The following is a 26,284-nucleotide window of genomic DNA, read 5'->3' on the forward strand; positions in this document are numbered from 1 at the left end:
GACGAGCCCTGCAGGCGCTGCCTGCAGGGCTCGTTGCATTGCGAGCGGGAGCGTGGCGTGTACCGGGAGGGAAGTCCGTCAGCCGGCGCGACGCGCCAGGGCCCAGTAGCGGGCCAGCAGGAGTAGCTCGATCATGGCGATCAGGATCAGCGCATAGCCGAAGAGTTCCACCACTTCCTCGGCGGCATCCTTGAAGGTGCGCACATAGTTCCGATCGAGAATGGCTTCCCACATCTTGCCGCGGCCATACAGGCGCGAGAATACATAGGTGGTCAGGAAGCCGGCGGCGAACAGGCCGAAGGAGAGGCTGTTGGCGTAGCCCGCGAACTGCTCGGCGAAGGCCCGGCGGTGACGGATCACGCTGTAGAGGCTGGGCAGGATGATCAGCGCCACCAGCAGTTGCCAGGCCCCGTCGAAGACGTGGGCATCAAGGTGGGCATCCTGCTCGCGAACCAGCGAGCTGGCCACGAAGGCCAGCAGCAGCAGACTGACCTGCGGCAGTTCGCGAAGACCAAACCTCACATAGAGCAGCAGCAGCGTCGAGAGGGCCAGCAGGCCTGTCTGGGCTAGCTCGGTGAAGCCCCGTTCCGAGAATCGGCCCTCAGGCAAGTAGAGGGCTTCGTAGTAGACCCCCTGGGCGATGGCGGCTACCAGGAAGATATACAGTGTGGCCCTCAGGCAGGTGGCGGCGAAGCCAATCGACATGGGACGCTCTTCATTCATGCAGGGTATCTGGTTCAAGCCATTGTAGCGCCCCGGTCCTTGAAGTGCCTACTCGGCCGGAGCGCCTGTCGAGGCGCCCCGGCGTGCCTCCTCGACGATCCAGTCGTGCACCCCGGCTACCCGACGGTCATCCAGGGCGCCCGGCGCATGCACGATGCCGTAGCGCATGCCGGTGGGCACCCGCTGGGCGAAAGGGGCGATCAGCGTTCCATTCTGCAGTTCCCCGCGTATCAGCGTCTGACGCGCGATGGCCACCCCCATGCCGGCGATGGCGGCCTCCATGGTCAAGTGGTTACGGTTGAACGTGTAGCCCCGTCGCAGGTTGAGGGGCGGAGCCTCGATAGCATCGAGGTAGCGCTCCCACTCGGCATGCTCGTGGCTTCCCCGCCAGGCGGTGACGTCGTGCAGCAGTGGATACCAGGCCAGATCGGCCGGGTGGCGGAGAGGCGGGCGGCCCCGCAACAGGGAGGGGGCGCAGACCGGAAAGATGCGCTCTTCCATCAATGGGGTGATGGCGAGTCCCGGGACGTGGCCGTCATTGAGGTCGAGCGCCAGATCGAAATCCCCGTCGCGTAGCGAGAGACTGCTGTCCTCGGCCCTGACATGCAGCTCGATGTCGGGAAAGCGTGCCTGCAGCCGGGGCAGGCGCGGCATCAGCCACTTGTGCAGGAAGGAGGGCACAGAGCGCAGGCGAATCACCCCGCTCATCACCCCGCTGCGCAGTCGCCGCACCTCCAGCCCCACGGCCTGGTAGGCTTCGTCCACCACCGCGGCCAGTCGGCGACCCTCCTCGGTCAGCTCCAGCCGACGGGGCAGGCGGCGGAACAGCTTGAACCCCAGTCGCTCCTCCAGCTGCTTGATCTGCTGACTCACCGCCCCGGTGGTGACATTCAGCTCCTCCGCTGCCCGGGTGAAGGAGAGGTGACGGGCGCTGATGGCGAAGACCTTCAGCCAGGCGTGGGTCTGGGCGTGCAGAAGTCGGCTCATGGTTTAGTATGGCTATACTGTGGACAAGAGATTGTGGTTTGTCATTGCGAGCGTGGCGCACCAGCATAGACTTGATACTAATGCGCGGCCAGCAATGTTCAGTAACACTGAACTGATGGCGGCTACACGGCGTCCAGGCCACCCAGTCAATCACGCGAGGCTTTTCCCATGGCAATCAGTGTCTTCGACCTGTTCAAGATCGGCATCGGGCCTTCAAGCTCACACACCGTGGGCCCGATGGCGGCGGCCCATGATTTTCTCCAGGTGCTGAAGGGTCGCGACCTGCTTGAGCGTGTGACTCGCCTCGAGATTCATCTGCACGGCTCACTCTCCGCTACTGGCAAGGGCCACGGTACCGACCGGGCGGTGGTCATGGGCCTGATGGGTGAGCATCCGTCGCTCATCGACCCCTCCATCGTCACTTCTCGCATCGAGACGCTGCTCGAGTCCCACTGTCTGCACCTTGATGGCCAGCAGTCGACTCCCTTCCACTGGACCCGGGACCTGCAGTGGCATGACGAGAGCCTGCCCTACCATCCCAACGCCCTGACCCTGGTCGCCCATGGCAACGGGCATATGCTCCATCGCAACGTCTACTACTCCGTGGGAGGAGGGTTCGTGGTCGACGAGGCTCAGGCGAGTTCCGGAGAGCTGGACAGCGACACCACGGCGCTGCCCTATGATTTCCATTCCGCCGCCGAGCTGATGGCGCTGTGCCGCATGCACGGCCTGCGCATCAGCGAGTTGATGCTGGAGAACGAGAAGGCATGGCGCAGCGAAGCTGAAGTGCGCGCCGGTCTGTGGAAGATCTGGCAGGCCATGCAGGCCTGCGTGCAGAAGGGGCTCGCCGTCGAGGGCGTGCTGCCCGGAGGGCTTGAGGTCCGGCGCCGGGCGGCATCACTGCACCGGCGACTGTTGGCCATGGATGGCGATGAGAGCCTGATCGCCTCGACCTTCTCGGCCATGGACTGGGTCAACGTCTTCGCCCTGGCGGTGAACGAGGAGAACGCGGCCGGCGGTCGCATGGTCACCGCCCCGACCAACGGCGCGGCGGGAATCATCCCGGCGGTGCTGCACTACTACATGAAGTTCCAGCCCGATGCCTGCGAGCGCGAAGTGGTGGACTTCCTGCTTACCGCCGGGGCCGTGGGCATCCTGTGCAAGAAGAATGCTTCAATTTCCGGTGCCGAGGTGGGGTGTCAGGGAGAGGTCGGCTCGGCTTGCGCCATGGCCGCCGCCGGTCTCGCCGAGGTGATGGGCGGCAGCGTGGGCCAGGTAGAGAATGCTGCCGAGATTGGCCTGGAGCACAACCTGGGGCTGACCTGCGACCCGATCGGTGGCCTGGTGCAGGTGCCCTGCATCGAGCGCAACGCCATTGCCTCGGTCAAGGCCATCAATGCCGCACGAATGGCGCTGCGCGGCGACGGCGAGCACTTCGTCTCCCTGGACCATGTCATTCGCACCATGCGTGATACCGGGGCCGACATGCAGGAGAAGTACAAGGAGACATCCCGCGGCGGCCTGGCTGTCAATGCCATAGAGTGCTGACGAACGCCGGGCAGGACCAGCCCGAGCAAGATCCGGCGCGATGCCCCGCAAGGGGTGTCGCGTTTTTTGTTTGCAAGCTATTGATCACGCGAGTGTCTACACCATTGGTCGAGTTCGGTGCTTCTCCTGTTGCCGTGTCGCGGTCAGTCCTCTAGCTTACGTTAACGTAAAGTGTCATCCAGGCCTTCACTGCCGGAAACAACGACAACAGCATCCACGGCGGATCGCCCGAGCGATCCAGAGAGGACGAAACATGACCCAGGAGTTCATACTGGAAACTCGCGGGTTGACCAAGGAATTTCGCGGCTTCACCGCCGTGGACGACGTCAACCTGCAGGTTCGGGACGGGCATATCCATGCCCTGATCGGTCCCAACGGAGCCGGCAAGACCACTGTCTTCAACCTGCTTACCAAGTTTCTTCCGCCCACCCGCGGCGAGATTCTCTATCGCGGCAAGCCCATCACCAGCATGAAGGCCAACGAGATCGCCCGGCTGGGGCTGGTACGCTCCTTTCAGATTTCGGCGGTCTTCGCCCACATGACCGCCATGGAGAACGTGCGGGTGGCGCTGCAGCGCAAGCTGGGCACCTCCTTCCATTTCTGGAAATCCGAGAAGAGCCTCGATCACCTGAATGACCGCGCCCTGGAACTCCTCGAGGAGGTGGGGCTGCGCGAGTACGCCGATGTGCTCACCGTCGAGATGCCGTATGGACGAAAGCGGGCGCTGGAGGTAGCGACCACCCTGGCTCTGGAGCCCACGCTGATGCTGCTCGACGAGCCCACCCAGGGGATGGGCGCGGAAGACGTCGACCGCATTGTCGAACTGATTCGGCGCGTCTCGAAAGGCCGTACCGTGCTGATGGTGGAGCATAACCTCAGCGTGGTCAGCCGGCTGTGCGACCGCATCACCGTGCTGGCGCGCGGTAGCGTGCTGGCCGAAGGCGACTACCAGGAGGTATCGCGCAACCCCTTGGTGCGCGAGGCCTATATGGGCAGTGATGCGGCAGAAGAAGAGGAGGCCAGCGCATGAGCCAGGCGGCCGAGGCGATCACCGAGTATCACGACCATGACGGTGCCGAGATGCTGCGGGTCAGCGACCTGCACGCCTTCTACGGCGAGTCGCATATCCTTCACGGCGTCGATTTCGACGTGAAGCGTGGCGAGCTTGTGACCCTGCTGGGGCGCAATGGCGCCGGGCGCAGCACCACCCTCAAGTCGATCATGAACATGGTCGGTCGACGCACCGGCTCAATCATGATCAACGGCAACGAGACCCTGGGCATGAAGCCCCACCACATACCGCGGCTGGGCATCGGCTACTGCCCCGAGGAGCGCGGCATCTTCGCCAGCCTCGACGTCGAGGAGAACCTGCTGCTGCCGCCCACGGTGCGCTCCGGCGGGATGTCCATCGACGAGATCTACGCGATGTTTCCCAACCTCTACGAGCGGCGCCGCAGCCAGGGCACGCGGCTCTCCGGGGGCGAGCAGCAGATGCTGGCCATGGCGCGCATCCTGCGTACCGGTGCCCGGTTGCTGCTGCTCGACGAGATCACCGAGGGACTGGCCCCGGTCATCGTCCAGACGCTGGGTGAGGTGCTGGTCAAGCTCAAGGAGCGTGGCATGACCGTCGTGCTGGTGGAGCAGAATTTCCGCTTCGCCGCGCCGCTGGCCGATCGCCACTTCGTGATGGAACACGGCCGTATCATCGAGGAGATCAGTGCCGCCGAGCTGCCTTCGCGGCGCGAGCACCTCAACTCCCTGCTGGGGGTATGACGGCGAGCCGTCCTCCCTGCAGTTCATCCACCGCAATGCAACGCGCATCCACAACAAAACCAGCCCCTTCCGGGGCCACGGAGATGAGACAATGACCTTCAACAAGAAGACACTTGCCAGCAGCATCGCCCTCGCCGCCGCTACCCTGATGGCCAGCGGTGTTCAGGCGCAGATGAGTGATGATGAAGTCCGCATCGGCTACCTGGCCGACATGTCCGGCACCTACCGGGATCTCGCCGGTCCCGGTGGTCTCGAGGCCCTGATGATGGCCGTCGAGGATTTCGGCGGTGAGGTCAACGGCGTACCCATCGACGTGTTCAGCGCCGATGACCGCAACAGTGCCGACGTGGGCGCCAACACCGTGCGTGGCTGGTTCGACGAGGAAAATGTCGACCTGGTGGCCGGCATGGTGGCCTCCTCGGTCTCCATCGCCGTGACCAAGCTGCTCGAGGAGAACGATGGTCTGGGGATCATCTCCGGTTCGGCGGCCTCCAGCATCACCAATGAGCACTGCACCCCGAACCACATCCACTGGGTCTATGACACCTACCCGCTGGCCAACGGTACCGCCAAGGCGGTGGTCGAGCAGGGCGGCAAAACCTGGTTCATGCTCACCGCCGACTACGCCTTCGGCCACGCCCTGGAAGGCGACGTGACCAAGGTGGTGGAAGAGAACGGCGGCGAGATCGTCGACACCATCCGTCACCCCTTCCCGACCAACGACTTCTCGTCCTATATCCTGCAGGCTCAAGGCTCCGGTGCTGACATCATCGGCCTGGCGAATGCCGGTTCCGACACCGTCAACGCCATCACCACCGCCAGCCAGTTCGGCGTGGTCCAGGGGGGGCAGCAGCTCGCCGGCCTGCTGATCTTCCTCAACGACGTCCATGCCATGGGTCTCGAAGATACCCAGGGTCTGCTGCTCACCACCGGCTGGTACTGGGACATGGATGACCAGGCCCGCGAGTGGTCCGAGCGCTATTACGAACGCACCGAGCGCATGCCGACCATGGTGCAGGCGGGTATCTACTCCAGCACCATGCACTATCTGGAAACCGTGGCTGAGGCGGGTACCGACGACCCCGAGACCATTCGTGCGGCCATGGCCGAGCGCCCGGTGGAAGACTTCTTCGCGCGCAACGGCTATATCCGCGAGGATGGCCGCATGGTTCACGACATGTACCTCGCCCAGGTGAAGTCTCCGGAGGAGTCCACCGGCGAGTGGGATCTCTACGACATCCAGGCCACCATTCCTGCCGAGGAGGCCTATCGGCCGCTCTCCGAGAGCCAGTGCGATCTGGTCAACAACTGAGCACGGCTGGAACCGGCGGCGGCTTCGGCCGCCGCCTCTGTGAGGGGAGGTCCATGACATGACAATGATTTTCGGGGTGCCGTTGGCGGTGTTCATGGGCCAGCTGATGCTGGGCCTGATCAACGGTGCCTTCTACGCACTGCTCAGCCTGGGGCTGGCGGTGATCTTCGGCCTGCTGAAGATCGTCAACTTCGCCCATGGCGCCCAGTACATGCTGGGCGCCTTCGCCGCCCTGCTGGGCCTGCAGTATCTGGGACTCAACTACTGGGTGGCGCTGCTGGTCGTGCCCCTGGTAGTGGGCGGGCTGGGTATGCTGATCGAACGCACCCTGCTGCGGCGTATCGCCCATCTCGACCATCTCTACGGGCTGCTGCTCACCTTTGGTCTGGCACTGATCTTCGAGGGTACCCTGATCAACTTCTTCGGCGTGTCGGGCTCGAGCTACCCGACACCCACCGCCCTTGAGGGCGGCCTCAACCTGGGCTTCATGTTCCTGCCCACCTATCGCGCCTGGGTGCTGGTGGCGGCGCTGGTGGTCTGCCTGGGAACCTGGTTCATCATCGAGCGGACTCGCCTGGGGGCCTACCTGCGGGCCGGTACCGAGAACTCGGCGCTGATGCAGGCCTTCGGGGTCAACGTACCGCTGCTGATCACCCTGACCTACGGTTTCGGCGTGGCGCTGGCGGCCTTCGCCGGTGTGCTGGCCGCCCCGCTCTATCCGGTGTCACCGACCATGGGCTCGAGCCTGCTGATCGTGGTCTTCGCCGTGGTGGTGATCGGCGGCATGGGCTCCATCCTGGGGGCTATCCTCACTGGCCTGTCCATGGGCCTGATCGAGGGCCTCACCAAGGTCTATTACCCCGAGGCCGCCAACACCGTGATCTTCCTGGTGATGATCCTGGTACTGCTGCTGCGCCCCTCGGGACTCTTCGGCAAGGAGGCATGACATCATGTCCGCAACCCAGACCCTGACGCCGGCCATGCAGCGGCAGCGCAACGCCCGGCTGCGTCGCAACACCCTCTATCTGGTGCTGATCGCCATCGCGCTTGTCGCGCCCTTCGTGGCCTACCCGGTGTTCCTGATGAAGGTGCTGTGCTTCGCGCTGTTCGCCTGCGCCTTCAACCTGCTGCTCGGCTATGCCGGCCTGCTCTCCTTCGGGCATGCGGCCTTCCTGGCCACCGGCGGCTACTTCACCGGCATCATGCTGGCGAGCTACCCGGGGTTGACCCCGGAGCTGGGCATCCTGATCGGCACCCTCGCCGCCGTGGTGCTCGGCACCTTCTTCGGGGTGCTGGCGATCCGCCGCCAGGGCATCTATTTCGCCATGGTGACCCTGGCCCTGGCGCAGTTGATGTTCTTCTTCTTCATCCAGGCGCCCTTCACCGGCGGCGAGGACGGCCTGCACGGCGTACCGCGGGGCGAGCTGTTCGGGCTGATCAGCCTCTCCGACAACCTCAGCATGTACTACTTCGTGCTGGCGGTGTTCGTGATCGGCTTCGCCATCATCCAGCGCACCGTGCACTCGCCCTACGGGCAGGTGCTCAAGGCGATTCGTGAGAACGAGCCGCGCGCCGTCTCGCTGGGCTACAACGTCGACGCCTACAAGCTGGTGGCCTTCGTGCTCTCCGCGGGCCTGGCCGGCCTGGCGGGCTCCACCAAGACGGTGGTCTTCCAGCTGGCCTCGCTCACCGACGCCCATTGGCACATGTCCGGCGAGGTGATCCTGATGACCCTGCTGGGCGGGGTGGGCACCCTGTTCGGCCCCTTGGTGGGCGCCGGCCTGGTGGTCAGCCTCCAGACCCAGCTGGCTCAGTCGCCGTTGGGCAACTGGGTGAGCGTGATCCTTGGCCTGATCTTCGTGATCTGCGTGCTGAGCTTCCGCAGCGGCATCGTCGGCGAGGTCCAGAAGATGGTGCGCAAGAACTTCAAGTAGTCTTGTATGGCCAGAACGACAACGGGCGCCCCAGAGGCGCCCGTTGTCGTCTTGGGGCTCACCGGCGCAAGGGCAGGAGCCCATCGATATGCGTCACCAGGTAATCGACGAACTGATGCACCTTGGGTGAACGGTGGCGATGGCGTGGATAGACGGCCCAGACCGCGGTGTCGTCGTGACGATAGGCATCGAGGACCGAGACCAGCTCGCCGCTGGTAAGGTGGGGATCCACGTAGTAGTCGGGCAGTTGGGCCAGTCCCAGGCCCTTGAGGGCCGCGTCCAGCAGCGCCGGCCCCGAGTTGCCCTCCCAGGGACCCGCAACCCTCACCTCGCGGCGAACACCCTCGACGGCGAAGCGCCAGTGGTCTCGCGAGCCTACCAGGCAACGGTGGCGGGAGAGCTCCGAAAGCGAGTGGGGCTGGGGCATCCGGGTGAAGTAGGTCGGCGAGCCGACCACGTACTCGCGGCGTTCACAGAGCCGCCGGGCGATCAGCGAAGAGTCCTCCAGATGGCCCATGCGGATTGCGATATCGAAGCCCTCGTCGATCAGATCGACCGGTCGATTGGTGAAGTGGAGTCGCACGCCAAGCTGCGGATAGCGGCCCTGAAAATCGTTGACTAGGGGCGCGACGAAGCGTTCCCCGAAGGTGGTGGCGCAGGTCAGGCTGAGGGTCCCGCTGGGGCGGGCCTGAAGGTCCTTCACGGCCGCTTCGGCCTCGCGGAAGCCGTCGAAGAGGTGATGGCAGTGCTGGTAGTAGAGGGTACCGGCCTCGGTGAGACGGATCTGGCGGGTGGTACGGTAGAGCAGGGTGGTGCCCAGTTGGTTCTCGAGCTGGCTGACCAGGCGGCTGACATGGGAGCTGGAGACCTTGAGGCGGCGGGCCGCCGCGACAAAGGTGCCAGCACGCACCACCTCGATAAAGGCCTCGATCCGATCCCAGTGCTGCATGGTGACTCCTTTCGACGCTATTATTGCTGTATGGCAATAATGTGATGAGTTTGATGCAGTTTATCCCAGGGCTCCGAATTGCCTAGACTGTCTCCAGGTTCATTACACACCGAATGAGGAAAGCGCCATGAAGTCACGTGCCGCCGTCGCCCTGGAAGCGGGCAAACCCCTGGAACTGGTGGAGATCGACGTCGAGGGCCCCAAGGCTGGCGAGGTGTTGGTGAAGATCGCCGCCACCAGCGTCTGTCACACCGATGCCTATACCCTCTCCGGGGCCGACCCGGAGGGCAATTTTCCGGCGGTGCTGGGGCATGAAGGTGCCGGCGTCGTTGAGGAAGTGGGCGAGGGTGTCACCTCCGTCAAGCCCGGTGACCACGTCATCCCGCTCTATACGGCCGAATGCGGCCAGTGCAAGTTCTGCCTCTCGGGCAAGACCAACCTCTGTGGTGCCGTCCGCGCCACCCAGGGCAAGGGGGTGATGCCGGATGGCACCTCGCGCTTCTCGCTGGACGGCAAGATGCTGCACCACTACATGGGTACCTCCACTTTCAGCGAGTATACGGTGTTGCCCGAGGTCTCGCTGGCCGTGGTCTCCAAGGCGGCACCGATGGACAAGATCTGCCTGCTGGGTTGCGGGGTGACCACCGGCATCGGCGCGGTGATGAATACCGCCAAGGTGGAACCGGGCTCCACCGTTGCCGTCTTCGGTCTGGGCGCCATTGGCCTGGCGGTGATCCAGGGCGCGGTGATGGCCAAGGCCTCGCGGATCATCGCCATCGACGTCAACCCGGAGAAATTCACGCTCGCCGAGCAGTTCGGTGCCACCGACTTCGTCAATCCCAAGGAGTACAGCGACCCCATCCAGCAGGTGATCGTGGACATGACCGATGGCGGCGTCGACTACTCCTTCGAGTGTATCGGCAACGTCAACGTCATGCGCTCGGCGCTGGAGTGCTGTCACAAGGGCTGGGGCGAGTCGGTGATCATCGGTGTGGCCGGTGCCGGCGAAGAGATCAGCACACGGCCCTTCCAGCTGGTTACCGGTCGCGTCTGGAAAGGCTCCGCTTTCGGCGGCGTGAAGGGGCGCACCGAACTGCCGGGCTACGTGGAGCGCTACATGAACGGCGAGATCAACATCGATGATTTCATCACCCACGATATGCCCTTCGACAAGATCAACGAGGCCTTCGAGCTGCTGCACCGGGGTGAGAGTATCCGCACCGTCCTCCACTACTGAGCCACAAGGGAGCGTGACCCATGACCATGACCGAACACCTCGAGCTGGTTTCGGCCAACAAGAGCTTCGGTGGCTGGCACAAGCGCTATCGCCACCGCTCGCGGGCGCTGGATTGCGAGATGACCTTCGCCATCTATCTGCCGCCCCAGGCCGAAGCTGGGCGGGTGCCGCTGCTGTGGTGGCTCTCCGGGCTGACCTGCACCGATGAGAACTTCATGCAGAAGGCCGGCGCCCATCGCATGGCCGCCGAACTGGGCATGGCGATCGTCTGTCCCGACACCAGCCCGCGAGGGACCGACCTGCCGGGCGAGGATGACAGCTATGACTTCGGCAGCGGCGCCGGCTTCTATGTCAATGCCACCCGGCAACCCTGGAAGAAGCACTACCGCATGTATGACTACGTGGCCGAGGAGCTGCCCTCGGTGGTACGCCAGCATTTTCCGGTCAACGGCCGTGAGTCGATCAGCGGCCACTCCATGGGCGGACACGGGGCGCTCATCCTGGCGCTCCGGCGCCCCGGCCACTATCGCTCGGTGTCGGCTTTCGCGCCGGTCGTCAATCCCAGCAAGTGTCCCTGGGGACAGAAGGCCTTCTCCGGCTACCTGGGAGAGGACCGCGGCCTCTGGACCCAGTACGACGCCTGCGAGCTGGTGGCCCGCGGGGCGTCGAGCCAGCCGCTATTCGTCGACCAGGGCGAGGCCGATGACTTCCTCGAGGAGCAGCTCTGTCCCGATCGCCTCGAGGCGGTCTGCGCCGAGCATGACCACCCGCTGACCCTGCGCCGCCAGCCGGGCTATGACCACAGCTACTTCTTCATCGCCACCTTTATCGAGGAGCACCTGCGCTACCATGCCGAGCGTCTGAACAAGCGGTGAGCGAGCGCACGCGAATGCGGGGTGACGGGCTGCCTCCCTTGGGGAGGCAGCGTCGCTATACTGACGGGACATCATGGATAGGCAAGGGGGCCCCATGGCCGAGCGAGTTGGGCAATGAGGCGGGAATGGCTGCTGCGGGCCTGGCGGGTGCTTTGGCGAACCCTGCTGGGCTTCGTGGTGTGTTCCCTGGTGCTGGTACTGCTGCTTCGTGTGGTACCGGTGTTCGGGTCCATGGTGATGGTGGAGCGCAAGGTCCAGTCCTGGATCGCTGGGGAGTCCCTCGACATCCGGCACCAGTGGCAGCCCTGGGAGCACCTCTCGGACCGCGCCAAGCTGGCGGTGATCGCCGCCGAGGACCAGCGCTTCCCGCTCCATCACGGTTTCGATCTGGGCGAGATGCGTCGCGCCTGGGAGGCTAGCCGCAACGGGGGGCGCCTGCGCGGGGCCAGCACCATCAGCCAGCAGACGGCCAAGAACCTCTTCCTGTGGACCGGGCGCAGTTGGGTCCGCAAGGGGTTCGAGGCCTGGTTCACCCTGCTCATGGAAGCGCTGTGGCCCAAGCAGCGCATCCTCGAGGTCTATCTCAATATTGTCGAGTGGGACAACGGCGTCTTTGGCCTCGAAGCCGCCTCCCGCCATTACTTCGGTGTCTCCGCCGGCGAGCTCAACGATGTCCAGGCCAGCCGCCTGGCGGCGATCCTGCCCGATCCCCGTGGGCGCGACGCGGCGCGCCCGAGCCCGAATGTGGAGCGTCGCAGCGTCTGGATCCGCCAGCAGATGCGTAACCTCGGCGGTACTACTTATCTCGATCGGCTCTGAGGGCCACTTCTCACCACCAGCACCACGCCAGCGATGGCGATTGCCATGCCGACCAGTGACAGGGGTGGTAGCCGCTCGTCGAACAGCCACCATGCCTCCAGTGCTGTCACCGGCGGGACCAGGTAGAAAAGGCTGGCGACTCGCGAAGCCTCACCTCGCTTGATCAGCGCCATCAGCAGCAGGATGGCGGAGATGGAGAGTACCAGCACCAGCCAGGCCAGCGTCAGCAGGAAGGTGGGGGCCCAGTCGATCTCCCGGGTCTCGAACAGCAGCGCACCCAGTCCCAGCAGCGTTCCCGCACCGAGATATTGCACCACGGTGCCCGAGAGCAGCGGCATGCCGGTGCAGAAACGCTTCTGATAGAGCGTGCCCAGGGAGATACCGACCAGCGCCACCATTATGCTGGCCAGGGCCCCGAGGCCGAACCCCTGGAACAGCATCTCGCCTGGGTCGAGCTTGCCCCCCAGCACCATGGCGATGCCCACGAGTCCCATCACCAGCCCCAGCCACTGCAGTCGGCTCAGTCGCTCGCCCAGCAGCGGGCCGGCGAGTCCGGCGGTCAGCAGCGGCTGCAGGCCTACCAGCAGGGCGGCGAGTCCCGCCGGCATGCCCTGATAGATGCCGTAGAAGACGCCTCCCAGGTAGGCGCCGTGGACCAGCAGGCCGGAGACCGCGATATGTCCCCAGAGCCTCACGCCTTGCGGCCACTCACCGGAAATCCAGTGTGCCAGCGGTACCAGCAGGGCGAGGGTTAGCACGAAGCGGACGAAAAGGAAGGTGAAGGGCTCGGCATGAGGCAGACCAAACTTGGCGCCGATGAAGCCGGTGCTCCACAGGGCGACAAAGAGGATAGGCATGGCGGCCAGCAAGGCCTGGCGGTGACGTTCCGATGTCATGGCAACGGGCTTCCAGGATCAGGGGGTGGGGGCATCATCGCGGCCCGAGGGATGCGATGCCAATTTATTGGCTCGTGCTTTGGTCGTAGGTGACATCTTTGTGGAAAATTGGTAAGACCAAGTTTTTGCCTGTCTAGACAGGGTGTTGCCCCCTTTAATCGCCTGGTCTGACCAATATTCGAGTGCCTTCTGCGTTGAAAGTCGCTATTGGCCGGGGGCGGGCTTTTCGCTACTTTCCATCATGGAAGACGTTTCCAGATTAATGAGACCTTCCCGAGCCCGCAGGGAAAGCGGTACTAGCCGTCCGGTGCATCCTCAGAGGCCACTGGCGTGCGTGATGGGCCATGGATGACAACAACAAGATCCCGTTGATGTCCGCTTCAGAGTGCGGGCGCACTATCCAACCAGGAGTCCATGCCATGCAAGACGACAAGCAGCCGTCAAGCATCTCTTCCGTCGACACCGACAACACAAAAGTCCTTGAGGAGTTCAAGACTCCGAGCCGGCGTAATTTCCTGAAGGCCGCTGCGGTGGGTTCCGCAGCCGCCGTCGCGGCCCCTTGGGTCGGCAATGTCCAGGCTCAGGAGGGCATCCGCATCCGTATGCAGTCCTCCTGGCAGCCGGGTACCGTCGGCTACCGCACCTTCGAGGAGTGGGCCAAGGGCGTCGTCGAAGCGACCAGCGGCGAGGTGAACATCGAGCCCTTTCCCGCCGGTGCCGTGGCCGGCGCCTTCGAGGTCGCCGACGCCGTGCGCAACGGCGTGATCGACGGTCAGAACTGGTTCACCGTCTACTGGCCCGGCAAGATGCCGGCGGGCGTCTTCCTGTCGGCCTTCCCTATGGGTCTGTCGCTGCCCCATCAGTGGGACATGATGTTCGGGGCCTACGGTGGTTTCGGTATCGCCAAGGAGCTCTACCGCAAACAGGGCCAGGAACTGCTGGGCTATGTCCACCACGACCTCAACCTGATTCACTCCAAGGTCCCGCTTCGCAGCTTCGATGATTTCAAGGGAATCAAGCTGCGCATGCCGGGTGGCATCGTCGCCGAGACCTTTGCCTCCATCGGCGCCCAGACCACCCTGCTGCCGGGCTCCGAGGTCTACCCGGCGCTGGAGAAGGGCACCATCGATGCCGCCGACTTTACCGGTGCTGCGGTGAACTACGAGTTGGGCTTCTGGCAGGTCGCCGACTACATCATCATGGGGCCGCCCTCCACGCCCTGCCTGCACCAGGCCGTCGACCTTATGGATATCTCCGTCAACCGTCGCACCTTCGAGCGCATGTCCTCACAGACGCAGGACCTGATGCACGACCTGGTGGCGGGCTACTCCCGCGAGCACTACGCGGCGATCCAGAAGGCCAATGCCGAGGCCTGGCCGAAGTATCGCGAGAAGGGTGTGGAGATCATCCACCTGACCGAGGACGATGCCACCCGTTTCCGCGAGGCCGCCATCCCGCTGTGGTTCAAGTGGGCCAACAAGGATGCAGATGCCGCACGCCTCTTCAAGGCGCACCTCGATACCATGATGGATCCGGCGGTGGCGTTGATCACCGAGGACGACATCAAGGATTACGAACTCAACGTCTGAACCATCTGCACGACCAACCCGGGTGTTGTGGGCCATGGGCCGCAACACCCGGTTTATGTTGGGTAATCACTTTCTAATCCCTTATCCCGTCGACTCGATGATCCGTAGCCATCGCCGGGAGGTAATGGTGTCACGGAGGAGTGTCCATGAACCTTGATATCGAATTCGTTCTGCCGCACTGGCTCTACTGGTCGGTGCTGCTGATTTTGCCGCTGGTGGTGATGTTCCTCGTCGATCGAAGCTTTCGGCGCGGTGGGACCATCTCCGGCGGCGACACCGCCGAGGTACCGGCCGGCCAGGAAGTCGAGGTTTCCTACCAGCCGCCCGGTAATCTCTTCACTAACGTCGTCGATCGCATTTCCGGGTTTTCAGGCCGTTACGTGGCCTACTGGGCGCTGATAGCGCCCTTCATCTTTACCTACGAAGTGCTGGTGCGCTACGCCTTCAATTCACCGACCAACTGGGCTCATGAGTCGATGACCCTGATGTTCGGCATGCAATATCTGATAGCCGGCGCCTATGCCCTGCGCGAGGGCGGGCACGTGCGTGTCGATATCCTCTACCAGCGTGCCAAGCCGCTCAACAGGGCGGCGCTGGACCTGGTGACCTCGATCTTCTTCTTCATCTTCACCATCGCCTTGCTGTCCACCGGCTGGAAGTTCTTCTCCCAGTCGGTGAGCGATGCGTACTTCTTCGGCTCGAGCTACGCCAACGAGACCTCCTTCACCGAGTGGGCGATCCAGTTCTATCCGGTGAAATTCATGCTCTTCTTCGGCGCTTTGCTGTTGCTGCTGCAGGGGATAGGGCAGCTGTTGCGTGATGGCCAGTCCTATCGCTATCACTGGCGCCTGCACCAGGGCAGTCGGACCTTCGCCCGGGTGCTGCTGATCGTTGCCGGGCTGCTGGCGGCCTGGGTGGCCTTCGAGATGGTCAATATCGCGGTGACCGACTACGACAGCCTGGCGGGGAGTCTCGAGGGGGTTCTGGGCAACGTGGGCATCGGTTCCCTCACGCTGGTGATGTTCGGTTCGCTGATGGTGGTATTGGTGGCGGGCCTGCCGCTCGCCTTCGTCACCGGCGGCCTGGGGGTCTGCTTCCTCTATCTGATCGGCACCCAGGACATGCTTAATCTGATGCCGTCGCGCATCTTCCCGATGATGACCAACTACCAGCTCTCGGCCATCCCGCTGTTCATCTTCATGGCCTCGGTGCTGGAGAAGGCGGGGATCATCGAGGAGCTGTTCGACGTCGTCTACAAGTGGATGGGCGGGCTCAAGGCGGGCCTGGCCATCGCCACCATCATTGCCTCCACGCTGTTGGCCGCCATGGTCGGCGTGATCGGGGCCGCGGTGGTGACCATGGGCTTGATCGCCTTGCCGGCAATGCTCAAGCGCAATTACGACCCGGAAATCGCCATCGGCTCGATCATGGCCGGCGGAACGCTGGGCATTCTGATCCCGCCCTCGATCCTGGCCATCATCTACGGCGTGATCGCCCAGCAGTCGGTGGGTGAGCTCTACCTGGGCTCGCTGATTCCTGGTCTGCTGCTGGCTTTCATGTACGGCTTCTACTGCTGGATGCGTGGCACCCTGAACATCAAGCTGGCCCCGCCGATGCCCGTCGAGGACCGGGTCGACATGAAGGAGAAGCTGCGAATTCTGCGCAAGATGCTGGCACCGATCATCCTGGTGATCCTGGTGCTGGGTATCATCTTTACCGGCATCGCCACACCGGTCGAAGCGGCCGGCATTGGCACCTTCGGTGCCCTGGTGGTGGCCGCCATGCACAAGCGCCTGACCTGGCCCAACCTGCATGCCGCCTGCATGAGCACGCTGGTGGCCTCGGCGATGGTGATGTGGATCATCTTCGGCGCTAGCATCTTCGTCGGCTTCTATATCCTGCAGGGTGGCCAGACCTTCGTGCAGGAGCTGATCTCCGGTGCGGGCCTGAGCCCCTACGCGGTGCTGCTGCTGATGATGGTGTTGCTGGTGGCCCTGGGGATGTTCCTCGACTGGGTGGGGATCCTGCTGCTGGCGGTACCGATCTTCGTGCCGCTGATTGAGGGGCTTACCTTCGACGGCCTGTTCGGCCTGCCCGGCGTCAATGCCACCGATGTGTCGCTATGGTTCGGCGTCATCTACCTGGTCAACATGCAGATGTCCTTCCTGAGCCCGCCGTTCGGCTATGCGCTCTTCTACATCAAGGGCGTCTGTCCGCCGCACATCACCATGGCGCAGATCTTCCGCTCCTCCTTCCCCTTCCTGGGCATCCAGGCCCTGGGGCTGATGCTGGTCATCCTCTTCCCGGCACTGGTCACCTGGCTGCCTAACCTGGCCTACGGCTGAGAACAGGCATTGGGCTGTCAAGGTACTCGAGGCGCTCCCTGCGGGGAGCGCCTTTCGTCGGTGGTTACGAGGTCTCGAATTTTTACACTCTGTTACTAAATGGTCTGAACTCGCCGTGACGCCAGGCGTCACAGGGGGGCACATTCACAACGCAACACCCTGGAGGTATTCATGCAACGGATGACTGCTCTGTTCTCGGCCGCCCTTCTCTCTCTCGGTCTGGCCGGTGCCGCGCACGCACAGGACACTCAGCAGAGCCAGGACCCGGCCGCCTCAGGTCAGGCTCAGGCCCCCGCCCAAGACTTCTCCGACGAGCAGCTTCAGCAGTTCGCCGATGCGTCTCAGGAGATCGCCGTGATCTCTCAGGAGTACACCCAGGAGCTCCAGGCGGCAGAAGATGAACAAGCCCAGCAGGAAGTTCGTATGGAGGCCAATGACGAGATGGTCAAGGTAGTCGAGGACAGCGGTCTCGACGTGGATACCTTCAATGCCATCGGCCAGGCTATCCAGCAGGACCCGGAAATGATGCAGCGCGTACAGGAAATGGCCGAGTCGTAAAACCGCGCTCATTTTCACCGCGGTAATCGGCAAAAGAGGGCCACCCCACGGGGTGGCCCTCATCTTGTCTGGCGGCCAGCACTGCCCTTTACACCCTACCGCGTGCATTCCAGACTGGTGACATCACATGATACAGGTGGGGGCGTAACGCATGGATGTGGAACTGCTTGAAATCCGCCAGCATATGGGCCGCTTCCCCCCCTTCGATGGGCTCTCCGATGAGCTGCTCGACGAGTTGGCCGGCAGCGTGGAAGTGGCCTACTTCAAGGCCGGCAGCGACATTCTGGTGCTCGATCAGGAGGTTCACGAACTCTGCTATATCCGCAGCGGAGCCGTGGAGGTTTATCGTCGGGGCGGCGAGCTCTACAACCGCCTGGGCGAGGGCGATATCTTCGGCCAGTTCAGTCTGCTTCGCAATCATCGTGTCCGTTTTCCGGCCCAAGCCATGGAAGACACGCTGATCTACTTCATCCCCGAGTCCGCCTTCCAGCGGCTCTGCGAGGCCGACGACAATTTTGCCGACTTCGTCGAGCTCGAGCGGCCGCGCCTGGAGTCGACGGTCAAGGAGCATAATAAGAACAGCGACATGATGATTACCCGGGTGCGCAAGCTGCTGACGCGTTACCCGGTGATGGTCGAGGCGTCCACCACGGTGCAGGAGGCCGCCCGTCAGATTACCGACTCCGGCGCCTCGGCAGTACTGGTGCTTGATGCCCCCGCGGATGCGCCTCGCTACACGTTCCGCGACAGCCAGGATCGCCACTGGCAGGTGCGGGGCATCCTCACCGACAGCGACTTCCGAAAACGTGTTGTCGCCGAGGGGCGTCCTTCCGAAACGCCGGTAGGGGAGGTGATAGGCAAGCGCCTGATCGCCATCCAGTCCGATGAGTCGGTGCACGAGGCAATGCTGTGCATGCTGCGCAACAATATCCATCACCTGCCGGTGATGTACCGCCGCCATCCCGTGGGCATCGTCCATCTTTCCGATATCATCCGCTACGAGACCGGCAGCAGCCTCTATCTGGTGAGCAACATCTTCCACCAGTCCAGCGTCGAGGGACTGGCGCGGCTGACGTCCGACGCGCGTGCCGCCTTCGTGCGCATGGTCGAGGAGGGAGCCGACTCGCGTATGGTGGGCAGCGCGCTCTCCACCATCGGGCGCAGCTTTACGCGCCGGCTGCTGGAACTGGCCGAGGATGAGCTGGGCCCTCCGCCGGTAGCCTACTGCTTCATGGTCAACGGCTCCATGGCCCGTAACGAGCAGTCCATCGTCACCGACCAGGACAATGCCCTGGTACTCGCCGACGACTTCGATCCTGAGCGTCACGACGCCTACTTTCTCAAGCTGGCCCAGCGGGTCAGTGACGGCCTGGATGCCTGCGGCTACCCCTACTGCAAGGGGGATATCATGGCCACCAATGCCCGCTGGCGGCAGCCTCTCTCGGTGTGGAAACAGTACTTCCAGGAGTGGATCGATGATCCCTCTCCCGAGCGACTGTTGCACAGCTCGATCTTCTTCGATCTGGACGCCGTCTACGGCGAGAATGCCTTTGTCGAGCAGCTTCAGGACCTGGTGGCGAGCCGGGCCCCGACGAGTCCGCTATTCCTGGCCGCCATGGCCCGCAATGCTTTGAACCGCACCCCGCCGCTGGGCTTCTTCCGGACTTTCGTGATGGAGAAGGATGGCAAGCAGAACAACTCCATCAACCTCAAGCGCCGCGGCACGGCGCCGATGACCGATCTGATTCGTGTGCATGCCTTGGCCTGCGGGTCGCGGGCCCAGAACAGCTTCGCGCGACTCGATGACATCGATCGCACTCAGCTGCTGGCCACCGGGGTGAGTCAGAAGCTGCGCTACGCTCACGAGTTCCTGTCGATATCCCGTATCCGCCACCATGTGATCGATATCGAGCATGATCGGATTCCGGATAACAACATCGAGCCGGAGAGTGTCTCCGACACGGAACGTCACAACCTCAAGGATGCCTTCCAGGTGTTGAGCAACGCGCAGAAATTTCTCAAGTTCCGCTATCCCATGCCGTCACGCTCAAGGTCTCGCTGAGATGGCGGCGATACGGCTTCGTCCGCGAGCGTCCCCCCCCAAGCCGGGCTGGCCAGATTATCTGGCCAGCCGCGCCGAAACAGCCAGAGACCCGAGGTTGACGCGCTACTTCGCCGCTGGAATGCCCGACCCCGAGACCCCTATCGGCGAGGTGCCGATGGTGGCCATGGACATGGAGACCACCGGCCTGGACGAGCGGCGTCATGCGATCGTCAGCATCGGCGTGGTGCCCTTTACCCTGAGGCGTATCGCGCTGGCCCATCGACGTTACTGGGTCTTGCGCCCTCCGCGTCCGCTCAGTGGCAAATCGGTGACCTTCCATCACATCACCCATGCCGATATCGCCCAGGCCCCGGACCTCGACGAGACGTTGGGGGATCTGCTCGAGATCCTGGCGGGGCGACTGGTGGTGGTGCACTATCGCCACATCGAGCGCCCCTTTCTGGACGCCGCCGTGAAGGCGCGGGTGGGAGAGGGCGTGATGTTTCCGGTGATCGACACGATGTCGCTGGAGGCTCGCATCCACCGCCAGTCGTTATTGGCGCGCTTCAAGCGCTGGGTCGGCCGGCCGCCGGCGTCGATTCGCCTCAACGACAGCCGGGCTCGCTACGGCCTGCCCCCTTACGCAGGCCATCATGCACTGATCGATGCCCTGGCCACTGCCGAGCTGCTGCAGGCGCAGATTTCTCGCCACTACAGCCCGACCACCCCACTGAGTGCGCTCTGGAGCTGAGCAGCGACGGCATTCGCATGATTCTCCTACCCGAACGCAGCGAGGCGGCCCTGGGGCCGCCTCGCTGGGACGTGCCGGCCGTGTCGCGGCCGTTGGAAGACTGATTACTACTTGGCCTTCGGTTCGCTCATCAGCCCCTTGACGATGGCGTAGCAGCCCACCAGCAGCACCAGCGTGAAGGGCAACCCGGTGGTGAGGGCGGCCGTCTGCAGCGCGGCGAGACCGCCGCCGAGCAGCAGGGCGATGGCCAGTGCCCCCTCGATCAGCGCCCAGAAGATGCGCTGGGGCTTGGGAGCGTCCACCTTGCCGCCGGCGGTGATGGAGTCGATCACCAGTGAGCCGGAGTCCGACGAGGTGATGAAGAACACGATCACCAGCGTGATGCCGACAAAGGAGGTAATGGCACTCAGCGGCAGGTACTCCAGCATGGTGAAGAGCTGCAACTCCAGAGCGGCATCCTGTACTTCGGTGATGCCGTTATTGACCACCTGGTCGATGGCCGTGGTACCGAAGGCGGTCATCCACACCACCGAGGCCAGGGTCGGCACCAGCAGTACCGAGATCAGGAACTCACGCACGGTGCGGCCGCGGCTGACGCGGGCAATGAACATGCCGACGAAGGGCGACCAGGCGATCCACCAGGCCCAGTAGAAGGCCGTCCAGCCCTGGCTGAAGTTGGCGTCCTCGCGCCCGAACGGCATGGAGAGGGCCGGCAGGTGGGTCACGTAGCCAACCAGGTTATCGACCACGCCGGTCGCGATCATCAACGTCGGGCCGACCAGGATCACGAACAGCAGCAGCAGGGCGGCAAGCACCATGTTGATCTGCGACAGGCGCTGCACGCCCTTGTCGACGCCGAGCATGATCGAGCCCAGAGCCACGAGGGTAATCCCCAGGATCAGAAACACCAGGGTGGTATCGCTGGCGGGGATGCCGAACAGGTACTCGAGGCCCCCGGCCGCCTGAGTGGCGCCGATGCCCAGTGAGGTGGTCAGGCCAAACAGGGTGGCGAATACCGCCAGGATATCGATCACGTGCCCCGGCCAGCCCCAGATGCGCTCGCCCAGGATGGGGTAGAAGATCGAACGCATGGTCAGCGGCAGGCCCTTGTTGAAGGCGAAGATCGCCAGCGACAGGCCGACAATGGCGTAGGCGCCCCAGGGGTGAAAGCCCCAGTGGAAGATGGTGGCGGCCATGCTCAGGTCGATGGCGCCGGCCTGGTCCCCTGCGGCAGCACCCAGCGGGGCCCAGTCGGTGCGCAGGCCATCCTCGCCCATGGTGATACCGCCCATGGCGGTGCCGTAGTGGCCCAGTGGCTCCGATACCCCGTAGAACATCAGGCCGATACCCATACCGGCGGCGAACAGCATCGAGAACCAGCCCAGGTAGCCGAAGTCCGGCGTGGCATCAGCGCCGCCGATGCGCACCTTGCCCATGGGGGTAAAGATCAGCACCAGCGCCAGGATCACGAAGACGTTGGCGCCGAGCAGGAAAAACCAGCCCAGGTTGGTGGTCAGGAAGCTGAACATGCTGTTGAAGATCGGTTCCATCTGATCCTGCAACGCCAGCGTCAGGATCACGAACAGCAGAATCACGATCGAGGAGAAGATGAAGACCTTGCCGTGCAGGTCGACATCAATTCCCAGGGGGGACGCGGTGATGTTGTCCTGGCCGATCACGTAGTCGGTATCGATGAGGTTCGCCGCCCCCTGCGGAGCGGGAATGCCCTCGGAGCCGGTAGTTGGCTCCTTGGGGTTTTCGTCTTGGGGGTCGTTAGCCACGAGACATCTCCCTTTTTGTCGTCGGGTTGAAGTTCATCGGTGCACTCATGAGGATTTGTTGGCTGAAGGCCGGACCAGGAACACCGAGGCCTTGGTGTGGCTGGCCACCTTGCCGCCGTGTGACGGCATGATGACGTCCACGTGCTTGGGGGGATGGGTTGGCATGACGACCAGGTCGGCGCCTACGTCATCGATGGCCTTGATCAGGAGGTCATCGAGATCGGCGATCACATCGGGACTGTTGATGGTCTTCGTGCTGACCGGCTGGCCGTGGACCTTGCTGCGTTCCTGGGCGAAGGCGTCTAGCTTCTGTGCGTATTCCTGGGGGGTCCTCGCCACGCTGCTCGGCGCGTTGGACGTGACGCCCACGTAGCAGACCTCGGCATCATAGTGGCGAGCGAGATCTGCCACGGCCTGCAGCGACGGCTCGATCACCTCGAGATGTGCCAGATCGACCGGCACCATGATCTTGTGGAACATGCCTGTATCTCCTTGTTGGCCGCAAAGGTGCAGCGCGTCAGTGCATTGTGGTTGTTCTGTGACAGCTTGCCAGGTCAGGATTCAACGGCAGCACTGAGCGGCTAGCGTCGTTATAGTACTGATCCTGATTAAGAATTACAGCCGACCCGTCGCGTTAAGAGGCACGGGGGTCGCAGGGCCCAACCAAAAAAGGGCCACCTTTCGGTGGCCCCTGGCTCTGTAGCAGAAAGCCTCGCGATGATCGCGAGGCCTGTCACGCCATTACGACTCTGGCAGCCACTCCTGAACCACGTCCTGGTTGTCCGCGACCCACTGCTTGGCGTTCTCGTAGGGGTCGGCATCGTCTTCCTGGTTCATCAGCATGACTTCGCCCATCTGCTCCGGGGTCCACTCGAAGGCATCCAGAATGGCATAGGCCTCCGGCATATCTTCCTCGAGCCCCTGACGAGCGATGGTGTGAATCTGCTCGGCACCGCCGTAGACGTTCTCCGGATCATCAAGGTACTTGAGGTCCCAGCGGGCGAACATCCAGTGCGGTGTCCAGCCGGTGACCACGATGTCCTGCTCGTTATTGATGGCACTTTGCAGGGCTGCGGTCATGGTGGCGCCGCTGCCACTCTGGAGGCTGATCTCCTCGAGCTCATAGGCTTCGAGGACCTCCTCGGTGAGGCTCATGATACCCGCGCCCGGATCGATGCCGACGATGTTGCCGTCGAAATCCTCGGCGTTGTCGTCGAGCTCGGCGATGGAATCGACATCGGTGTATTCCGGCACCACAAGGCCGAGCTTGGTGCCGTCCAGGTTGGGACCGAGGTCGACGACCTCGTCACCCACGCGCTCCATGTAGTCAGCGTGGGTGGTAGGCAGCCAGGCGGCGACGATGGCATCGGCATCGCGGCTGGCCACGGCCTGCCACATGGCGGCAGCGGAGAGGGAGGTCATGTCGACCTCGAAGCCTTCCTGCTCCAGCACGGCACGCACCACGTTGGTGGAGGCGACCTCCGAGGACCACTCCACGTAGGCCAGGTGCACGCTGCCCTTGTCCTGCGCCTGAGCGGCACCGGCGGTGAGGGCTACGCCAGTGGCCATGGCCAGGCCGGCGAGGTGGATGCGACGGTTCAGCGGATGCTTCTTCATCGTGTACCTCTTTATTGGATGTTCAGTGTCTTATATTGGGATTCGTCAGAGTGAATTCAAGGGTCCACTCTCGATCAGCGTTTGTCGCCATCAGGTCTTGCGGCCCTTGCGCAGTGACTGTGTCACACGGTCAAGCAGCATGGCCAGGATGACCACGGCGATACCGGCCTCGAAGCCGTCGCCCGGCCGCAGGCGCTGGATGGCGCGCCACACTTCGCTTCCCAGCCCATCGGCACCGATCATGGCCGCGATCACCACCATGGAGAGCGCCAGCATGATGGTCTGGTTGATGCCGGCCATCACCGTAGGCAGCGACATCGGCAGCTGCACCTTGATCAGCTTCTGGCTCCGGGTGGCGCCGTAGGCGTCGGCGGCCTCGATCAGCTCTACCGGGACCTGGCGGATGCCCAGGGTGGTGAAGCGAATCGCCGGCGGCATGGAGAAGATCACCGTCGCGAAGATCGCCGACACCGAGCCGATGCCGAAGAAGGGAATCGCCGGGATCAGGTAGACGAAGGCCGGCATGGTCTGCATGAAGTCCAGGATCGGCATGATCGTCCTGTAGAGCCGCTCTGAAAGCGCGGCGGCGATGCCTACCGGCAGAGCAAACACCACCGCCACCAGGGTCGCGATCACCACCAGGGTGAGGGTCTCGATCATCGGCTCCCAGAGCCCCAGGTTCCAGATCAGTGCCAGGCCGAGGGCGGCACCGATGCCGAGGCGAAGATTCGCCACCCACCAGCAAAGCGCGACAACGATCGCCAGCAGGCCCCACTCGGGCAGCCACATCAGGCCGTCGTTGAGCGTGTCGATGCCGGTCTGCGTCACCCGCGAAATGGCGCGGGTGACGATGGAGTACTCGCTGGTCAGCCAGTCGAGGCCGCCCTCGATCCAGTCGCCCAGCGGGATGCTTGGAATTTCGATAGCCATCATGCGTCTCCTGCCGCTGCCAAGTTCTCGTTCGCGTTTTCGCTTCCCTCTTCGCTCAGCTCTGCAGGCTCGGCGGCGCGGGCCAGTTCGTCGAGGACGGCGCCCTTGACCACTACGCCCAGCAGCTTGCGATTGTCATCCACCACGGCGATGGGGAAGCTCTTCTCACTGAACATGGCGAAGAGGTTGTGCAGCGGCTCCTCGGGGCCGACGGCGCGGAATTCCTGGGTCATGAAGTCGCGCAGGTTCTCCTGACCCTGCTGTTCGGCTTGCGCAACGGCGTCAACCTCGACGAGGCCGAGCAGCTTGCGATCGCGGCTGGTCACGTAAATGGAGTCCAGCCCGTTCTCCTTCATCTTGCGCAGGGTGGTGCGCGGGCCATCCTCTTCACGAGCAGTGGCGCGCACCGGCCGCATGGCATGCTGGGCGGTGAGGATCCTGGACATGTCCACCCCTTCGATGAAGCGTGCCACATATTCGTCCGCGGGATGGGTGAGGATCTCTTCCGGCGTGCCGATCTGCACGATCTCGCCATCCTTGAGCAGGATGATGCGGTCGGCGATGTTGATCGCCTCGTCCAGATCGTGGGTGATGAACACCGTGGTCTTCTGCATGCGATGCTGCAGTTCGAGCAGTTCCTGCTGCATGTCGCCGCGGATCAGCGGGTCCAGTGCCGAGAAGGCCTCGTCCATCAGCAGCACCGTGGAGTCGTTGGCCAGCGCCCGGGCCAGCCCCACCCGCTGCTGCATACCGCCAGACAGCTGATTGGGGTAGGCATCTTCCCAGCCGTCCAGGCCAACGTGGTGGAGGGCATTGCGCGCGATTTCGGTCCGCTCCGCCTTGTCCACGCCGCGAATCTCCAAGCCGAATTCGGCATTCTGCTGCACCGTGCGGTGGGGAAAGAGGGCGAAGTTCTGGAACACCATGGAGAAGTGGCGGCGACGGCACTCCAGCAGGGCCTTTTCGCTGAGCGCCGGAATATTCTCGCCGTCGATGACGATCTCGCCCTCGGTGGGCTCGATCAGGCGGTTCAGACAGCGGATCAGGGTCGATTTGCCCGAACCGGACAGCCCCATGATCACCAGCAGTTCCCCTTCATAGACATCGAAGTCGATGTTCGACAGGCCCAGCGTCAGGCCGGTCTTTTCGAAAATCTCGGGGCGCTTCAGTCCCTGTTCGCGCAGTTCGAGCGCTTTCTTCGGATGGTTGCCGAAGACCTTGCTCAGGTTGCGTACCCGAATCTTGACGTTTCGGTTCTCGTTCATTGGCTCTGCCTTTTGTCGGCTCCCCGACGTGGTGCGGGTAGCGCCGAAGGGTCGAGTGTCGTGACATGAAAAACGACGTCATGATGCCTCACTGCAGCGTTGACAGCGGCATCGCATGACGGTGGAGTGAAACCTACCCTAGCGTTTTTTGAATGACCATTCAAATTAAAAAGCCGGGTGTTGAAGTCCTTCAGGATGGCGCAGGGGTGACCCATGTGTCGAATTTGACCACGTCTCGGCCCGCGACAGGCCGTTTCTTCAGTGCTGCGACTATTTTTTAATTATTTGATTTTTATGGATTTATTTCTTTCATGGCAAAACCTGGCGTGCTATCTGCATTTTGATGGGTAC

At 63.3% G+C, this 26,284-nt stretch carries 23 protein-coding genes; 14 read left to right on the forward strand and 9 right to left on the reverse strand.

From position 1 onward, the window contains the following. Positions 1-78: 78 nt before the first annotated feature. Together HALO32_RS07680 and HALO32_RS07685 are read right to left on the reverse strand one after the other, a co-directional pair. Positions 79-705, reverse strand: a complete 627-nt coding sequence (locus HALO32_RS07680; protein WP_225809831.1) for a hypothetical protein — start codon at positions 703-705, stop codon at positions 79-81. Positions 706-771: 66 nt separating this feature from the next. After that, positions 772-1,710 carry a LysR substrate-binding domain-containing protein gene (locus HALO32_RS07685; protein WP_151443208.1) on the reverse strand — a complete coding sequence of 313 codons (939 nt, stop codon included), beginning with the start codon at positions 1,708-1,710 and terminating at the stop codon, positions 772-774. 168 nt (positions 1,711-1,878) lie between these two features. On the opposite strand from HALO32_RS07685, the gene HALO32_RS07690 reads away from it, so the two are divergent. From HALO32_RS07690 to HALO32_RS07715, 6 genes are all read left to right on the forward strand, one after another. Then, positions 1,879-3,258 carry an L-serine ammonia-lyase gene (locus HALO32_RS07690; protein WP_151443209.1) on the forward strand — a complete coding sequence of 460 codons (1,380 nt, stop codon included), beginning with the start codon at positions 1,879-1,881 and terminating at the stop codon, positions 3,256-3,258. A gap of 253 nt (positions 3,259-3,511) precedes the next feature. Next, positions 3,512-4,288 carry an ABC transporter ATP-binding protein gene (locus HALO32_RS07695; RefSeq protein WP_151443210.1) on the forward strand — a complete coding sequence of 259 codons (777 nt, stop codon included), beginning with the start codon at positions 3,512-3,514 and terminating at the stop codon, positions 4,286-4,288. Then, positions 4,285-5,031 carry an ABC transporter ATP-binding protein gene (locus tag HALO32_RS07700; RefSeq protein ID WP_151443211.1) on the forward strand — a complete coding sequence of 249 codons (747 nt, stop codon included), beginning with the start codon at positions 4,285-4,287 and terminating at the stop codon, positions 5,029-5,031. Before HALO32_RS07695 ends, HALO32_RS07700 begins: the two co-directional genes overlap by 4 nt. A 91-nt stretch (positions 5,032-5,122) precedes the next feature. Next, positions 5,123-6,343, forward strand: coding sequence for an ABC transporter substrate-binding protein (locus HALO32_RS07705; protein ID WP_151443212.1), 1,221 nt, complete (start codon positions 5,123-5,125; stop codon positions 6,341-6,343). A 58-nt stretch (positions 6,344-6,401) separates the two neighbouring features. After that, positions 6,402-7,289, forward strand: a complete 888-nt coding sequence (locus HALO32_RS07710; RefSeq protein ID WP_151443213.1) for a branched-chain amino acid ABC transporter permease — start codon at positions 6,402-6,404, stop codon at positions 7,287-7,289. A gap of 4 nt (positions 7,290-7,293) precedes the next feature. Next, entirely contained in the window at positions 7,294-8,277 is a 984-nt protein-coding gene (locus HALO32_RS07715) for a branched-chain amino acid ABC transporter permease (protein WP_151443214.1), read from the forward strand. Between the two features lie 58 nt (positions 8,278-8,335). Here HALO32_RS07715 and HALO32_RS07720 read toward each other — a convergent pair whose 3' ends face one another. After that, the gene (locus HALO32_RS07720; protein ID WP_151443215.1) at positions 8,336-9,226 is read right to left on the reverse strand and encodes a LysR family transcriptional regulator; all 891 of its coding nucleotides are present in this window, start codon (positions 9,224-9,226) and stop codon (positions 8,336-8,338) included. Positions 9,227-9,353: 127 nt separating this feature from the next. Between HALO32_RS07720 and HALO32_RS07725 the strand changes: the two genes are divergently transcribed. From HALO32_RS07725 to mtgA, 3 genes are all read left to right on the forward strand, one after another. Next, positions 9,354-10,463: an S-(hydroxymethyl)glutathione dehydrogenase/class III alcohol dehydrogenase gene (locus HALO32_RS07725; protein WP_151443216.1), complete on the forward strand. Its 1,110-nt coding sequence runs from the start codon at positions 9,354-9,356 to the stop codon at positions 10,461-10,463. A 20-nt stretch (positions 10,464-10,483) separates the two neighbouring features. Further along, positions 10,484-11,338 carry an S-formylglutathione hydrolase gene (gene fghA, locus HALO32_RS07730; RefSeq protein ID WP_151443217.1) on the forward strand — a complete coding sequence of 285 codons (855 nt, stop codon included), beginning with the start codon at positions 10,484-10,486 and terminating at the stop codon, positions 11,336-11,338. Between the two features lie 114 nt (positions 11,339-11,452). After that, complete coding sequence (gene mtgA / locus HALO32_RS07735) at positions 11,453-12,157, forward strand: monofunctional biosynthetic peptidoglycan transglycosylase (RefSeq protein ID WP_151443218.1); 705 nt, start codon at positions 11,453-11,455, stop codon at positions 12,155-12,157. Here the strand turns inward: mtgA and HALO32_RS07740 are convergent. Next, positions 12,139-13,053: a DMT family transporter gene (locus HALO32_RS07740; RefSeq protein ID WP_151443219.1), complete on the reverse strand. Its 915-nt coding sequence runs from the start codon at positions 13,051-13,053 to the stop codon at positions 12,139-12,141. The two genes, mtgA and HALO32_RS07740, sit on opposite strands and share 19 nt — an antisense overlap. 419 nt (positions 13,054-13,472) lie before the next feature. On the opposite strand from HALO32_RS07740, the gene dctP reads away from it, so the two are divergent. The 5 genes from dctP to HALO32_RS07765 all read left to right on the forward strand — a co-directional run bounded on the left by dctP (position 13,473) and on the right by HALO32_RS07765 (position 20,340). After that, positions 13,473-14,642 (forward strand): TRAP transporter substrate-binding protein DctP, encoded by a 1,170-nt coding sequence (gene dctP / locus HALO32_RS07745; RefSeq protein ID WP_225809833.1) that lies wholly within the window; start codon positions 13,473-13,475, stop codon positions 14,640-14,642. Positions 14,643-14,788: 146 nt separating this feature from the next. Continuing rightward, entirely contained in the window at positions 14,789-16,987 is a 2,199-nt protein-coding gene (locus tag HALO32_RS07750; protein ID WP_151443220.1) for a TRAP transporter large permease subunit, read from the forward strand. 171 nt (positions 16,988-17,158) lie between these two features. Then, positions 17,159-17,545 carry a DUF4168 domain-containing protein gene (locus HALO32_RS07755; RefSeq protein ID WP_151443221.1) on the forward strand — a complete coding sequence of 129 codons (387 nt, stop codon included), beginning with the start codon at positions 17,159-17,161 and terminating at the stop codon, positions 17,543-17,545. Between the two features lie 151 nt (positions 17,546-17,696). Further along, entirely contained in the window at positions 17,697-19,607 is a 1,911-nt protein-coding gene (locus tag HALO32_RS07760) for a DUF294 nucleotidyltransferase-like domain-containing protein (protein ID WP_151443222.1), read from the forward strand. Position 19,608: 1 nt separating this feature from the next. Next, entirely contained in the window at positions 19,609-20,340 is a 732-nt protein-coding gene (locus HALO32_RS07765; RefSeq protein ID WP_151443223.1) for a 3'-5' exonuclease, read from the forward strand. A gap of 107 nt (positions 20,341-20,447) precedes the next feature. On the opposite strand, the gene HALO32_RS07770 is transcribed toward HALO32_RS07765, so the two are convergent. The 5 genes from HALO32_RS07770 to HALO32_RS07790 form a co-directional block, all read right to left on the reverse strand. After that, positions 20,448-22,121 (reverse strand): BCCT family transporter, encoded by a 1,674-nt coding sequence (locus HALO32_RS07770; RefSeq protein WP_151443224.1) that lies wholly within the window; start codon positions 22,119-22,121, stop codon positions 20,448-20,450. A 45-nt stretch (positions 22,122-22,166) separates the two neighbouring features. Beyond that, positions 22,167-22,601, reverse strand: coding sequence for a universal stress protein (locus tag HALO32_RS07775; RefSeq protein WP_151443225.1), 435 nt, complete (start codon positions 22,599-22,601; stop codon positions 22,167-22,169). Positions 22,602-22,862: 261 nt separating this feature from the next. After that, complete coding sequence (locus HALO32_RS07780; RefSeq protein WP_151443226.1) at positions 22,863-23,738, reverse strand: glycine betaine ABC transporter substrate-binding protein; 876 nt, start codon at positions 23,736-23,738, stop codon at positions 22,863-22,865. Between the two features lie 90 nt (positions 23,739-23,828). After that, entirely contained in the window at positions 23,829-24,662 is an 834-nt protein-coding gene (locus tag HALO32_RS07785; protein WP_151443239.1) for an ABC transporter permease, read from the reverse strand. Between the two features lie 5 nt (positions 24,663-24,667). Beyond that, on the reverse strand, positions 24,668-25,933 hold the full coding sequence (locus HALO32_RS07790) for a quaternary amine ABC transporter ATP-binding protein (RefSeq protein ID WP_151443227.1): 1,266 nt from the start codon (positions 25,931-25,933) through the stop codon (positions 24,668-24,670). Between the last annotated feature and the right edge of the window lie 351 nt (positions 25,934-26,284).

This window comes from Halomonas lysinitropha, assembly GCF_902500215.1.
In the GTDB taxonomy this organism is placed as follows: Bacteria; Pseudomonadota; Gammaproteobacteria; order Pseudomonadales; family Halomonadaceae; genus Halomonas; species Halomonas lysinitropha.